The sequence below is a fragment of the Parafrankia discariae genome (assembly GCF_000373365.1).
GTDB lineage: Bacteria > Actinomycetota > Actinomycetes > Frankiales > Frankiaceae > Parafrankia > Parafrankia discariae.
Map to the genome: position 1 here is coordinate 1 of NZ_KB891278.1, position 13,271 is coordinate 13,271.

The following is a 13,271-nucleotide window of genomic DNA, read 5'->3' on the forward strand; positions in this document are numbered from 1 at the left end:
GTCTGAGAACAGACACATCGCCAACGTCAGATAGGCCGTCACATGGGGTGGGAGTTTCCCGCCCCTGCGCCGCTCACCGACGCCGCAGGCCGCCACCGCCTCGTCCACCGCGTCCCGCGGCACCGCCGTCACCAGCACACCCACCGACACCTGGTCCGGAGTCACCATCGAAGCCACGAACCGTGACCAAACCACCCAGCGGCACCGATGCCACGCCGCCACGCCGTACCACCCGCCAGCCACGAACAGCGAACATCAACTATTCAAGATCGACTTAAGCTTCACGGCATTGGACCCAGGCGAGCAGGTTCCACCGCAACGCATCCGGGTCCGGAAAATACCAGGACCCGGTGGATGGAAACATCCGCACGGTGTTTGCCAGCTCCCGGCGGGGGGTGTGTGTCGGCCAGCGGATCGCGGTCAGATCAACCGGTGGGCCGTTTGGTGGGTACTGCAGCGGTGTGTTCAGCCAGAGTCGTTGCACCTTGTAGCCCCGGCGGCGGACGGGTGCGAGCACCATCCAACCTCCGATCACCCGGCCGTTGCTGGCTTCGTATTCGGTCAGCTCTCGCCAGCCGGCGTTCTCGTACACGGGAAGCCGACCGATACGGCCCGTTGCGCACATAACGGCCATCGGTGCGGCGGAGGCCGGGTCGTCGGGGTCAGGCTGCAGCAGGATGGGGATAACTGGGGGGCGGCGGTCACGGCCGGTCCAGGACATCGCGTACCGGTAGGCCATGCCGACCTGCTGGATTCGCGGATGGTCCATCGCGGTGACAATCTGTGACGGCGACACGGCGACCAGGGGGCCGCGAGCGCAGGCCAGCTGTCCGGGTAGGGCAAGCGGTGTTGGCCGGGTCCACTGCGACCACCATGATCCCATCACGCAAGACACCACCCGGCGGTGAGCAGTCTAATATTAGAAGAAAGTATAAGAAGAAGTCGGGTCGGATGTAGGGAAACGGCGAGGAGCTGTGACCGGCTTCCGCCTGAATGATGATCAGGCTGCCCGGTGACTGCCGCCTGGAGCGGCGTTCCCCTCCCTGTCAGTCTCGGTTGAGCGATCGGAACAACCCGCCACGATATTCTCATCGCCTACGGCACATCGTCGCAGAAAGCGCTGAATACCATGAACTCGTCGGTGACTGGCATACCCGCTGCCGTCGGAACCCCACCGGATAGCGGGAGTCTCGGATGACACGGCACTCACGGCAGAGTCCCCCAGCGGCGATGATCAGGGCAAGACGAGGCGGGAGAGCGGCGCACCCTCAATCCCAGATGATCATGATTTGGGCGGAAGGAGTGTCGATCAGCCGGCCCGGTGGCAGCGACTCCCAGCCGAGGGTGGAGGGGTAGACCCGGATCGTGGGGTCCGGGCCGCCCCGACGCTGGGAGTCCCAGACCTGGACGTCGTAGGCCAGGAGGTCCCCGAGCCTGAACCGGTCCGGGCCCCAGGCGATCACACTGACGTCGAGATCCGGGCCGGTCGCCGTGTCCGGGGTGGGATAGGTGAGGTAGGCGAGACTGCACTCGGACCACACCGCCGACACGCCCCCCGGGACCGGCGGAGCGAACGGGGTCCGCTGGTCCGCGATCTGTTCGATATACAGCCGGCCGTAATGGGTGCGCACGGTCGCCAGCCACAAGTCCAGGCTCGCCAGCAGACCGTCGCCCGGTGGCACCGTCACACCGGTGCTGAGCACGTGACGCGGCCCGAGCAGTGCCTCCCGCAGCGCGTCGGCGTTGACGTCCTCGACCGCGGCGACCTCCAACCCGACCCCGGCCGCGAGGATGACCGTGGCACGCTCCCGGGCGCCCGCACTGTGCATCCGCGGAAAGGTGCAGGGCCGTATCGAGTCCGAGACCAGGATCTCCCCGACTCGACAGAACCCGACCGACCGCGACAAGCCCCGGATCTGCAACGGAAGAACGATCCGCCCCCCGTCCACGAGCTGGTCGATGTACGCGGGTGGGATGTCCGTCGCCTTGGCGGTCACGAGGATCCGGTCGAACGGGGCCCGCAAGGGGAATCCGAAATGCCCGTTGCTGACCAGCGCCGCGACGTCGGTGTACCCCGCCGCGTTCAGGCAGGTGCGGGCCCGGTGGACCGCCTCCTGATCGAGGTCGATCATCACCACCGACCCCGCCGACCCGACCAGCTCGGCGAACAACGCCGCGGTGTACCCGTCAGCACCCACCTGCAAGATCATGTGTCCGGGTTCGACCCGCAGCTGCTCCACCATCACCGCGACCACCGACGGCCGCAGCGCCGTACGGACCGCGCTCCCACCAAACGCCCGTTTCGTGACCACGGCGCTGTCCTCGTACGCCACCTCGGTCGAGCTCTCGGGCAGGAAAAGGTGCCGCGGCACCATACGCAGCGCCGCCTCGACCGCGGGCGAGACCCGCTCGGCAGCCAGGATCCGCTCGACCATCGCCGCCCGCAGCCACGACGCCTCCTCTGTGGGCATCACCGCACCCCCGCGATCAGGTCGTCATACTCGCCGCGCCGTACTGCCTCGACGAAGTCCGCGAACGCACCCGGGGTGGTCCGCACCTCACGGCCCCAACTCGACCGGATCAGCACCCGATGGTCATCCAGCGCGACCTCGACCGCGTCGACGGCCTTGGTGCTGAGCTGGGACGGCCGTCGCCAACGCACGGCAGCAAGAGCAGGCGGAGCGGCAGGGGAGACAGGCACAGGGTCCTCGAAGCTGGTGGTGGTGGAACCCGCCGAGCCCGAACCGTCGCTGGTACCGGCCCGGACCCGGCGGGAGAACAGAAGGGGCCACGAGAAACGTGCGGTCCCTCGGCCAGAACCTAAAAGACCGGCCCGGCGCCTCAGCTGGACAAAATGTGGGAGTCCAGGACCAGTCAAGATCGTCTGAGTGTGGTCGTGGGATCTCCTCACCCGGACTGGCGACCAGCCTTATACGATGGGTAACCAGTCATCGTGTTCAGGTTCGGCTCTACGCGCCTCTCCGCTCGAGGAACCCATGGACAGCCGTGTTATCGGACGTCGTGTCCGCTACTGGCGTACCCGGCGAGACCTGTCCCGCGCCCAGTTCGCGGACCGCTGCGAGCGCTCCGTGAGCTGGGTAGACAAGATCGAGGCCGGGGAACGTGCCCTCGTGCGTTTACCCATGCTGGAACGGGTAGCCGCCGCCTTGGACATCTCCGTGGCCGCCCTGACCGAGGACGACACCGCTGAACGCGCGGCCCAATGCCTCGACGCGGTGGAAGTCCAGGCCCTGCGGACAGCACTGGGTTCCTACGACACCATCCTCGGCAGGCGGACAGGCCGGGATCCGGACCTGGCCCGGCTGCGCGCGCAGGTCGACCACGCCTGCTCCGCCTGGCTGTCGTCGCGTTTCGCCGTCATGGGCCGTGTCCTGCCCGACCTGATGAGGCAGGCCCAAGCCGCCGTTCACGCCCTCGATGGTGCGCCCCGTCTAGAAGCCACCCGTCACCTGGTCATGACCTACCGGCTGGCCTCCTCCACGCTGCTGAAGTTCGAGACGACTGACGTGGCCTGGCTTGCCGCGGACCGGGCGATCACTCTCGCCAGCGAGTCGGACGACCTCATCTGCCTGGCGCGGGCCACCCGCAGTGTTGCTCGTGCCATGGCCCAGTCCGGCCAGCTCCGCACCGCCCTCGACGTCCTGATCACGATGGCGGACCGGATGGAGCCGGAGCTAGCGGGCGACCCGGAGCTGGTGTCGCTGTACGGCATGCTGCTCCTGCCTGCCGAGATCGCCGCCGCCAGCGACGGGGACGCCGCCACCGCCACCGCCCTGCACGAGCAGGCCGACGCTGTCGCCCGCACGCTGGGGCCCGGCTACGCCCACCGCACCACCGCGTTCGGCGTGACGAACGTTGCCCTGCACCGCCTGGCCGCCCTCGTCCGCCTCCACGACGGTGCCGCCGCGCTCACCTACGCCCGCAGCATCGATCCCGAAGCCCTCGCCGTCCTGCCCAGGGAACGCAAGGCCAATTTCCTGCTGGATCTAGCCGAGGCCCACCGCCAGACCGGTAACACCCAGGACGCCGGCCGTGTCCTCCTCCAAGCCGATCGTGTCGCCCCTGAAGAGGTGCGATGCCGACCCGTGGCACGCCAGCTCCTCGGTCAGCTCCTGGGACAGCCTGGAGCACCGCCGCTCCCGCAGCTTCGTCAGCTAGCCCTGCGTGTCGGGCTCCCCGCGTGAACCCACCGAACCGGGTGCTCTACGTCGTCGTCTGCGGGGCCGGGCCCGCCGGAGCCGTCGGCCGGCTGGTGGACTTGGCCCACACTCGTGGCTGGCAGGTCCAGCTCATCGCCACCGCGACGGCCCGCGACTATTTCCTCGACATAGCGGCGTTGGAAACCCTGACCAGTCGCCCCGTCCGCAGCACCTACCGTCCCCGAGGCGAACCGGCCACGGTTCCTCACGCCGACGCCGTCATCGTCGCCCCCGCCACCTACAACACCATCAACAAGTGGGCGGCCGGCATCGCCGACACCTACCCGCTCAGCGTCCTCGCCGAACTGACCGGGCTCGGCGTTCCCATCGCCGTCCTGCCGTTCGTCAACCAGGCATTCGCCGCCAACCGTGTCTTCACCCGCAGCGTCGAGACCCTCCGAGCCGCCGGAATCACCGTCCTGCTCGGCCCCGGCGCCTTCGAACCCCACCCTCCACGTACCGGCGAGGACAAGACAGCCACCTACCCCTGGCACCTGGCACTCGACGCCGTCGCAGAGCAGACAGCACGCCGCAGGTAGACCCCCTGGTGGATCACACGGCTGGAACAACCCGCATGCCCGATGCGCGCTATGCGGCCCGGCCGGGATCGGAGGGCCGGAGGCGGCGCGTTAAACGTTGGTTACCAGACCTGCGGGGGATGCTGGACGCATGGGCTCGCGCCCTTGGTGCGGGGGCACGAGCCCATGGTCATGTGGATGCTGCCGGATCGGCCGACCGCGCTGGGCATCGCCGGTGTCGGTAGGGATGCGGTCGGCGGAGCGGGCCGGGGCCGTGGCGAGCGGGGCCCCGGGGACCTGGCAGCGGTAGAGGGAAACCCGCGGTCCCCCGGGGGGAGGGAACCGTGGGCCCGTGCCTGAGGCTAGTGGGTGACCGACGGCGCAAGGGTGATGCCGTGGGCGTACCTACCGGTGTCCGGGTTGTCGGCGAGGAGGTACTCCGCGATCCCGGCGGCGATGTCCTGGGCGGTCTGGCGCTGTTCGGTGCGCTTGACGTGCCGTTGGTAGCCGCGCCGGCCCTGGTGCGCGGTCTCGGTGCAGCAGCCGTGCCGGCAGCAGGACTGCCCGGCGAAGCCGCGGATGTAGAAGGCCTTACGGCCGAGCATCTTCATGGTCCAAGTCCTCCTGGTGCGGCGGGCCGGGCCGGGCGATGGCCAGCTAGTGCCGGGCAGCGGTGAACGGGGCGGGCTGGTGGTGGGGCTCGGAGCCGGGAGGGAATGTCGCGGTGTGGGTGGACCACCGGCGGCCCCGGTCTCTCGGGGCCGCCGGTGTCCGGGGCTATCGGGTGGGGGTGGGTGTGAGGGTGGTGCCGTCGGGGTGCTCGGCGTACACGCCGTCCTCTCCTTCGGTGGCTGCGGCGTCGACGGCGGCCTGTGCCTGCTCGCGGGTCTGGCGGACGGCGTAGGGGTCGACGCGGTCTCCCCACACGGTCCACACCGCTTCACCGTCGGTGGCGGAACCGGCCGTGGGCTGCTCGGCGGCGGTGGGTACGGGGACCGCGCGGACAGCGAAGCGCTTCCCGGGCTCGTACTCGGTGAGAAGTCCGGCTTTCTCCCAGACGGCGGTGTAGGCGGCGAGCAGGCCGGGATAGGTCCCGTTGTCCGCCCAGTCCCCGCCGTTCGGGCGCGCCTGCAGCCTGATCCACTCGGCGGTGAGGAGCGCGACGAGGGTGTCAGGGACGTCGGTGTCCAGCCCGTCGGTGTCGACAGGGCCGGTGAGGTAGACGTCACCGGCGATCTGCAGGTCCCAGGCGAACCTGGGGGCGTGGAACGCGGCGAGCGCGGTCGCGCGCTCGTTGAACGGCAGGCGCAGCCCGAGGCCGTCCTCGTTGGCCCACAGCGACCCGGCGGAAGCGAGAGGGACGCGTTCGATCGAACCCCCGACGAGGGTCTGGAATCCACGCAGGTCCGTCGGGCTCATCTCGGTGAGGGCATGCGGGGCCGCCGGGTCGGCGGGCACCGTCAACACTCGGATCATGACCGGTTTCCTTTTCTGTCTGACGTGGCGGGTGAGGCGCCGAGGATGCGGATGAGGGGCATGGCGTCGTCCGGTATTCCCCGGACGGTGTTGCAGGTCTGGGTGTAGGCGTGTTCGAAGCCGACGTAGCGACGCCCTCGGGTCCACTTGTGGGTGTCGGGCTGTTTCGTCTGGACGCGGAACATGCGGTTGTCGAGAAGGCTGACGAGTTCGTCGGGGACGTCGGTGTCCTGCCCTTCGGTGGTGGTGGGGCCGGTGAGGAGCGCATCGCCGCGCAGGATGGTCCGTGGTAGCCGGGAAGGGCGGGTGTGGAAAGCGGCGAGCGCGGTGGCGCGCATGTTGCACGGCCCCGGGAACCGGGCATTGGAGGTGGGAAGGTACAGGCTGCTTTCCGGGTCGGTGAGGCTCACCGGGTACAGGAGGCCACCGACGAGCTTTTCCATCGCGGGTATATCGGTGGGATCGAGTCGGTGCTGGCGTGTCAGGCGGGTCGAGTCCGCCGGAATCACCAGAACGGTGATCATGAGTCTGGGTGTGCGGTCGGGTCGCCGGCCGGTGGGGTGTCGCCGTCGGACAGGTACGTGAGGTAGGGCCAGCCCTCGGCCCCGAGCCAGCCAGCGGCGTCGCGGGCGGCGTCGCGGGAGAGCCTGACACCGACGGTGAGGGGGACGGCGGCCCAGACCGACCAGGTACCGGCGTTGCTCTGCGGGACGGGGACGGGTGTGAACGCGGCCAGGACCGCCATGATGATCAGCTCGCGTGGTACGTCGGGGTCGTAGGCGCACGCCCAGTCGATGAGCCGGCGCCCCAGTGAGGTGTAGCGGCGGACGTAGAGGTGTCCGCCGTTGTTCTCGACCTCGACGTGGGCGTGCCGGTAGACATCCGGGCTGCTACTGGTCCGCGTGAATCCGTGACCCTCGAGGAAAGCCTCCAGGTCGAAAGGCGGATCCAGCCGTGGATCCATTCGCGTGTTCGGCGTCGGTTTCATGGGCAGCCGTTCTGCGCGGGGCGTGAAGGGGCGCGCGGGCGCCTACTCCACGCGGGGGGATGAGGGGAACGCTCCCGGGTGGCCTGCACGTCTGTGTGGCGGTGAATTCCGGGAACGTCAGGCACCGTAACTTGATCAGATTCGGTTCAGCAACGGGTTCCACCAATTCCCCGGGCAGTGATTCATGTCACTGGGTATGGCTGGTGGATACGGCTGGCTGAATGCGTTCGGATCGAGATACAGCTGTTCACGTACCCGGAAAACGCACCCGACAATGGGGGTTGTGAACAATGGTCGACGAGAACGCATCCGCCGCCGATCCGGACACCGCGCGTGTCCTGGAAATCCTACGGAATCATGAGGGGCCCGCGACCCTGGCGGAGATACGGGTCGCGGCCGGGATGACGGTCGGGCAGCTGCGGCCGGTGTTGGACCAGATGGTGGACGCGGGACTGATCGTGGCGTCGCGGCGGTCCGGGGCCCGGGGGACGCCCGCGCAGTGGGAGCCGATCCCCACCCCGCACGACACGCCCGCACCGGACAGCACCGCACCCACCGAGCCACCGGCCGGCAGCGACACCCAGGGCGACGGCGACCCGCCGGTGATCACCGAGGCCGGCGGGGCGTCGGACAGCTCGCCGGAGCCAGTAACCGCCCCCGACCTGGAGACCGTCCCGCCACCCGACGCAGCGCCCGACTCGTCCACCGCTACCGTCGACCACGCCCAGGCCGCTGACGCCGACGGGAAAGCGGAGCAGCCGGAAGCAATCGAGGAGGACACGGCCCCGGTGCAGGCCGGTGACCCCGGGGAGGACCCGGCCGACCCGGCCGACCCGGCCGACCCGGTGGGCACGGCGACGGCGCAGGAAGACCCCACCGCCGAGGGCGGTGTCGGGGCCGTGCAGGAACCGCCCGCGACGCCCCCCACCGACGCTGAGGCAGACAGTGGCCCGGAGCCGGACACCGAGACAGCGCCGGACATTCCCAGCGCGGACCCGCCGGTCCAGAATCCCTCCGTCGACCCGGGCGAGGATCTCGGCGCCGTGACGCCGATGGAAGCCGTGAGTGAACCCGCACGGCGATCAGTGCCCGGCGCGGATCGCGCCGCGCTGCCCGCGCCGCCTGTCGATGCGATGCCCGACGCGGGCACCGCACCTGGAGACGGGCTGACCCACCCCGCTCCAACCCCGGCTTCGGCTGGTCGGGGTGTACCGGCGGGTGGGGTGGAGTGCGCGGCGTGGTCCTGCCCGGCGTCGCACTGCCCGGTGCGGGCCGGTGTGGCACCCCCGCCCCGGCCGGTACGACGCCGCGCCCCGAAGGCTCCGGCACCGGCTGCGGGGCGGACGGTGAACACCGACGGGAAACCCCGCCTGCAGGCCGGGGCGCTCGCCGCGATGGTCCTAGACGTGCTCGCCGCGCACGCGGACGTCGCGATGAGCGTGACCGAGATCAGCCGTGAGATCCCGGGCCGTTCGTCGGGGGCGATCAACGCGGCCGGCCTGGCGATGACACGCCGAGGTGAGCTCACCCTCCTCCCGGGCCGGCCGAAGCGTTTCCAGATCACGCCCACCGGTCTCGCGCTCACCTCCGCCGCCGCTGCGGCGACCGGCGGCTAAGACCACCGCATTCGGCTCCGGACTCTCACCCAGGCCGTGGACGTCTTTCCCGCGGCCTGGGAACTCCGAACACCCTCACCGTAAAGGGAATCTGATGGCCCGTTTCTCCGACAGCCGGGTGGACGCTCGGCTGAACGCGGACGGCACGTTCACGGTCACGGTGTACCCGACCGCGTCCCGCGACGCGATCCTGCGCGGTCTGCTCACCCTCCCCGCCGACACCGTCTTCACCACCACCCCCGCGTCCCGCAGCGCCCCGGCCGTGCTCCTGTTCACCCCCCGGGAGGGGAACAGCGGGCCCGCCACCGGCGGATGGGTCCCCCCGGTCCCGCCCGCCCACGACCCCGGTGGGGCAGGGCGCGATGCGGTGCAGGCCGCGTTCACGACCCTGCTCGCCGCCACGGTCCTCGATCTTCCCGGCATCGCAGACCGTCCCGAGGCCTGGACGTTGCACACCGCGCTCGGCCGGCTCCTGCGCAGCGGCCCCGACGACCCGCCGCCGTGGCGTTCCCCCCACACCCCCTAACCCCCTGGCCGTGCGCCCGCCCCGCCCCGGTGTGAAGGATTCCGATGCCTGACGATGACCCCCGGCACGCCCGCGCCGCCCTGACCGCCCTGCCCTCACGCACCCCGTTCTCCGACGGCCCGGACCGTACCGATCCGATCGAGGTCTGGGCGCGTCTCGCCCCGCACCACCCGGATATCGATCCGACTCGTCTCCTCGACTCCGCGGCGGCGGACGGCTGGCGACTCCTGATCCCGGGCGATCCCGGCTGGCCAGCCGTCCTCGATGACACCTCTGGTACTCCGGCGGGGCTGTGGGTACGCGGCAGCGGTGACCTGCCCGCGTTGACCCGCCGTTCCGTGACGGTCGTCGGTGCCGTGGCCGGCACCGACTACGGGACGCGGGTCACCCGGGACCTGGTGTGGGACCTCACCACCCCCCTCGCGGCCGAGCCTGTCACCGTGGCCGTCGGCGGGCTCGTGGGCGATATCAACGCCACCGCCCTGTGGGTCGCCGTGGCGCACCGCCGTGCCGTCGCGGTCCTGACCTGCGTCCGGGCGCTCACCCGCTACACCCGCGACCTGTTCGCGGACGTCGCCGACAGTGGAATGGTCGTCTGCCTGGCCCCACCCGGTACCTCACCGGCCCTCGGCCATCACACCGCCCGCATCCGGCTGTTGGCAGCGTTCACCCGCGCCACCGTCCTGATCGAGTCCGGCCTCGTGGGTGATGCGTTCAAGACCGCTCGTACCGCCCACCTGTACCGCCGCCCGGTCCTGGTCGTACCGGGCCCGGTCACCTCTCGTCTCAGTGCCGGCCCGCATGCCCTGCTCCGCGACGGCTCCGCCCGGCTGATCACCAGCGCCGCCGAGGTGTTCACGGTCCTCGACCGCAGCTGACCCGGCCGGAAAGCAGCGGGGCCGCAGGCATCCCGCGTGCACCACCGCGGCCCCGCCCTTTCGCCGGCCTGCCCGACCACAGACCTCCCTAATGTTGGAAAGGATCGCTGTGACTGACCCGCTCCGCCGTGCCTGCGCCGCGTTGACCTCCCTGCCCCCGAACCGCGACCGTGCCGAAGCGGTCCGCCGCCACGGCGCGGTCGCGGTGTGGGACCGGCTCGCCGGCTACCACCGGACCCTCGGCCCCGACGGCGTCCTGGAACACGCCACCAGGATCGGCTGGCGCCTACTCATCCCCGGCGACTCCGACTGGCCCGCCACCCTTGATGTTCCCGGCGGGCCGGTCGGGCTGTGGGCGTCCGGCGAGGGGAACCCACGCAGCCTGCTGTCCCGGGCGGTGACCATCCTGAGCGCCAAGGCAGGCAGCGCCTACGGCCGCACGGTCGCCGTCGACCTCACCCACGACCTGACAACACCCGACCAGGGCGGCGCCGTCACCATCGTCGCCTTCGCTGGCGAGAGCACCGCGCAGACCGCCGCGCTCACCTCCGCCGCCCGCGCGCACACCGCCGTCGCCGTCCTCGACACCCCCACCCGCATCGACACTCACGACCGCCACCTGCTGCGCGATGTCACAGCCCCCGGCACGCTGCTGGGCGCTGTCGCGGCCCGCGGCGCGGTCCTCAGCCCGGCCGCCCCCGGCGCCCTCACCCTCCCCCAGCGGGTCCGGGCCCGCATCGACCTGCTCGCCGCCCTCGCCCCTGTCACAGTGCTGATCGAAGCCGGCCCGGACGACGAGGTGCCGCTCGCCGTCGCGTTCGCCGCCCACTACCGCCACCGCCGACCGCTGTTCGCCGTTCCAGGCCCGGTCACCAGTTCGCTCAGTGCCGGTCCGCTCACCCTGCTGCGCGAGGGCACCGCCCGCATCGTCACCAGCGGCGACGATCTGCGCCCCGCCCTCACCCCCCATTGCCACCGGCCCGGCGACGCCCCACCCCCGCCAGGCCCGCGGTGACACCCACCCCCGCCGGGAAAGGCCACGCCCCATGCACGAGACCGCGCCCCCACCCGACGACGCCGCACGGGCGCCGCTGGCGATCCGCCACGACCGGGAAACCGGCACGCTGATGGACGGCATCCGCCGGGCGGACTGTCGGGTCCTGTCGCCGATCTTCACCCGGTTTCGGGTCCGCTGGTCTGACCTCATCGGCGAGGAAGGCTCCTGGTATTTGCGTGGCAGCCGAGGCCGCGCCGCGGACACCTTCCGGATCAACGAGCTGGCCGGCGCGCTGCGCGTCGCCGGCTTCCCCGTCACGGTCAGCGTCGACGACACACCGATCACCGACATCGCCACGTGGGAAGCGGCCCGGATCGGGCGGGCCGACGACCGCGCCACCCAACACACCGACGCCGCCGGCCGTGCGACAGCCCGCGCCGACGCCCGGCGCAACGCCGCCGACGCGCTGCGCGGCGCCATCCCGCTGGGGCAGCCTGTCCTGCCCGGTCACCACTCCGCGCCCGGCCACCGGCGCGATCTGGCGCGCGCCGACCGGCACGACGACGCCGCCACGGAGGCCACCGCCACCGCCGGCTACCACGCGGATAAAGCCGCCGCCGCGGCCCGCTACGCACAAAGCCGCCTCGACGTCCCGGCTGCGCTGCGCCGCCTCAAGACCCTGGAAGCCGCGCAGCGTGTCGACACCCGCGCCCTGCGCGCAGCGGAACGCCGAGCCGCCGACGGCGACCCTGCCCCGCACCCCAGGTGGAAGGCCCGCATCGAGGCGGACCTCCTCCAACGCGCCGCCGAGATCGACTACTGGACCCGGCATGTCGCCGAGCAGGAAGCCGCCGGGGTGAAGGTCTGGCGGCCGGGCGATTTCCAGACCGGGGACCAGGTCAAGGCGTCGTTCGGTGGCTGGCACCCGGTCCTGCGCGTCAACACCCGCTCCCTGACCATCCCCACTGGGACCTGGAAGGGGAGACCTGGCGGTTGACCTACGACAAGATCCTCGATCACCGGCCCCGCCGCTGACCCTCAGATCCAGGCTGATGGCCCGCCACCCCGGTAACCGGGGTGGCGGGCCATCAGCCTGGATGGTCGTGCCGTGCGCGGGCTACCCGGTGGGTAGCCGTGCGGTGATGTCGTCCACGGTGACGGCGGGAACGGCGAGGCCGCCGTGCAGAAGCTGGTGGCAGCCTCCGTGGTGGCGGTCGGTCAGCGGATGACCGGCCGGGACGGCCATCACGAGCCGGTCCCGGCCGTGGGCGGCCCGCGCGAGCGTCATCGCCTGCCCGGCGGTTTCCGCTTCGATGACCAGTACCGCCGGGCTCAACGCGCCGAGCAGCGTTATCCGTGTGGCGAGCCGGCGGCCCTGCTCCCCGGTGCCGGGCGGCGCCGGTACCAGCGGCGGGGTGAGGCTGAGCACGACACCTCGGCTGGCTACCACGGCGAGAAGCGAGCCGTAGCGGGTGAGGCAGGCGGGCGCCGACGAGGTGAGCAGGGCAAGGGTGGGGCCGTGTAGCGCGGCGCTAGTCAACGCCTGTAGCCCGATCCCCGCCGATACCGCTGCGGTCACGGTGACTGGCGGTGTGGCCGTGGCCAGTCCACCGGCGAAGCGCCGCGTGTGGCCCACGCCATGCACGCTGGGGCTACGAGTGCCGGTGACCGTGATCGACCGGGCTGTCAAGTCAACCAGGTGGCCGTCACCGCGCGCCCACAGCGCGATCGGCGCCCCGTCCGCCGTGGGGAGGGTGGTGGGCCATTCCTGGCTTTGCAAGTGAGAACGGGGACCAGATGTAGGTGAGAACGGGGACCATTCGATCTTCGGGTCAAGATCGAATGTAGGTGAGTTTGGGGACCACCTGGCGGTGTGGTCGAGCGACGTGGTGGGCGTGGCCTCGGAGTGGCCCGCGGTGTGGCATGGGCGTGGTGATGGCCGTCCTGGGCCGGCACCCGGAGTGGGAGTATCTGCGGCATCACTCTCCGTATGAGGTGTCGATGGCGTCGCAGTCCGATCGGGTCGCACTGTTCGCGACGATTCGCCGTGAG

The 13,271-nt window shown here is 71.0% G+C and carries 16 protein-coding genes; 7 read left to right on the forward strand and 9 right to left on the reverse strand.

The genetic code is table 11. The annotated features are described in order from the left end of the window. The 4 genes from B056_RS41415 to B056_RS0132785 all read right to left on the reverse strand — a co-directional run. Window positions 1–168, reverse strand: a 168-nt coding sequence (locus tag B056_RS41415) for a transposase domain-containing protein (protein WP_195905872.1), incomplete at its 3' end; no start/stop codon positions are given. A 106-nt stretch (window positions 169–274) separates the two neighbouring features. Next, window positions 275–769 (reverse strand): hypothetical protein, encoded by a 495-nt coding sequence (locus B056_RS0132775; protein WP_018506071.1) that lies wholly within the window; start codon window positions 767–769, stop codon window positions 275–277. A gap of 499 nt (window positions 770–1,268) precedes the next feature. Next, entirely contained in the window at window positions 1,269–2,471 is a 1,203-nt protein-coding gene (fxlM, locus tag B056_RS0132780; RefSeq protein WP_018506072.1) for a methyltransferase, FxLD system, read from the reverse strand. After that, window positions 2,471–2,662 (reverse strand): DUF397 domain-containing protein, encoded by a 192-nt coding sequence (locus tag B056_RS0132785; RefSeq protein ID WP_018506073.1) that lies wholly within the window; start codon window positions 2,660–2,662, stop codon window positions 2,471–2,473. The genes fxlM and B056_RS0132785 overlap by 1 nt, the downstream gene beginning before the upstream one ends. 334 nt (window positions 2,663–2,996) lie before the next feature. Between B056_RS0132785 and B056_RS0132790 the strand changes: the two genes are divergently transcribed. Continuing rightward, the gene (locus B056_RS0132790; protein WP_018506074.1) at window positions 2,997–4,205 is read left to right on the forward strand and encodes a helix-turn-helix domain-containing protein; all 1,209 of its coding nucleotides are present in this window, start codon (window positions 2,997–2,999) and stop codon (window positions 4,203–4,205) included. Beyond that, window positions 4,202–4,759 (forward strand): flavoprotein, encoded by a 558-nt coding sequence (locus B056_RS0132795; protein WP_018506075.1) that lies wholly within the window; start codon window positions 4,202–4,204, stop codon window positions 4,757–4,759. The genes B056_RS0132790 and B056_RS0132795 overlap by 4 nt, the downstream gene beginning before the upstream one ends. A gap of 341 nt (window positions 4,760–5,100) precedes the next feature. Here the strand turns inward: B056_RS0132795 and B056_RS0132800 are convergent, their stop codons facing one another. The 4 genes from B056_RS0132800 to B056_RS0132815 all read right to left on the reverse strand — a co-directional run bounded on the left by B056_RS0132800 (window position 5,101) and on the right by B056_RS0132815 (window position 7,178). Continuing rightward, on the reverse strand, window positions 5,101–5,349 hold the full coding sequence (locus B056_RS0132800; protein WP_018506076.1) for a hypothetical protein: 249 nt from the start codon (window positions 5,347–5,349) through the stop codon (window positions 5,101–5,103). Window positions 5,350–5,515: 166 nt separating this feature from the next. Beyond that, window positions 5,516–6,214, reverse strand: a complete 699-nt coding sequence (locus B056_RS39850) for a DUF3846 domain-containing protein (RefSeq protein WP_076784819.1) — start codon at window positions 6,212–6,214, stop codon at window positions 5,516–5,518. Next, the gene (locus tag B056_RS0132810; protein WP_018506078.1) at window positions 6,211–6,738 is read right to left on the reverse strand and encodes a hypothetical protein; all 528 of its coding nucleotides are present in this window, start codon (window positions 6,736–6,738) and stop codon (window positions 6,211–6,213) included. The genes B056_RS39850 and B056_RS0132810 overlap by 4 nt, the downstream gene beginning before the upstream one ends. Continuing rightward, window positions 6,735–7,178, reverse strand: a complete 444-nt coding sequence (locus B056_RS0132815; protein WP_018506079.1) for a hypothetical protein — start codon at window positions 7,176–7,178, stop codon at window positions 6,735–6,737. The genes B056_RS0132810 and B056_RS0132815 overlap by 4 nt, the downstream gene beginning before the upstream one ends. A 314-nt stretch (window positions 7,179–7,492) precedes the next feature. On the opposite strand from B056_RS0132815, the gene B056_RS43310 reads away from it, so the two are divergent. From B056_RS43310 to B056_RS0132840, 5 genes are all read left to right on the forward strand, one after another. Continuing rightward, window positions 7,493–8,818: a MarR family transcriptional regulator gene (locus tag B056_RS43310; protein ID WP_026240423.1), complete on the forward strand. Its 1,326-nt coding sequence runs from the start codon at window positions 7,493–7,495 to the stop codon at window positions 8,816–8,818. Window positions 8,819–8,912: 94 nt separating this feature from the next. After that, window positions 8,913–9,344 carry a hypothetical protein gene (locus B056_RS0132825; protein ID WP_018506080.1) on the forward strand — a complete coding sequence of 144 codons (432 nt, stop codon included), beginning with the start codon at window positions 8,913–8,915 and terminating at the stop codon, window positions 9,342–9,344. Window positions 9,345–9,388: 44 nt separating this feature from the next. Then, window positions 9,389–10,222 carry a DNA-processing protein DprA gene (locus B056_RS38910; RefSeq protein WP_018506081.1) on the forward strand — a complete coding sequence of 278 codons (834 nt, stop codon included), beginning with the start codon at window positions 9,389–9,391 and terminating at the stop codon, window positions 10,220–10,222. A 109-nt stretch (window positions 10,223–10,331) separates the two neighbouring features. After that, on the forward strand, window positions 10,332–11,237 hold the full coding sequence (locus B056_RS38915) for a DNA-processing protein DprA (protein WP_018506082.1): 906 nt from the start codon (window positions 10,332–10,334) through the stop codon (window positions 11,235–11,237). Between the two features lie 31 nt (window positions 11,238–11,268). Beyond that, a complete protein-coding gene (locus tag B056_RS0132840; RefSeq protein WP_018506083.1) occupies window positions 11,269–12,216 on the forward strand; it encodes a DUF3560 domain-containing protein in 948 nt (315 codons plus the stop codon). Between the two features lie 120 nt (window positions 12,217–12,336). On the opposite strand, the gene B056_RS41420 is transcribed toward B056_RS0132840, so the two are convergent. Next, window positions 12,337–13,248 (reverse strand): DNA-processing protein DprA, encoded by a 912-nt coding sequence (locus B056_RS41420; RefSeq protein ID WP_084647296.1) that lies wholly within the window; start codon window positions 13,246–13,248, stop codon window positions 12,337–12,339. Window positions 13,249–13,271: the final 23 nt, after the last annotated feature.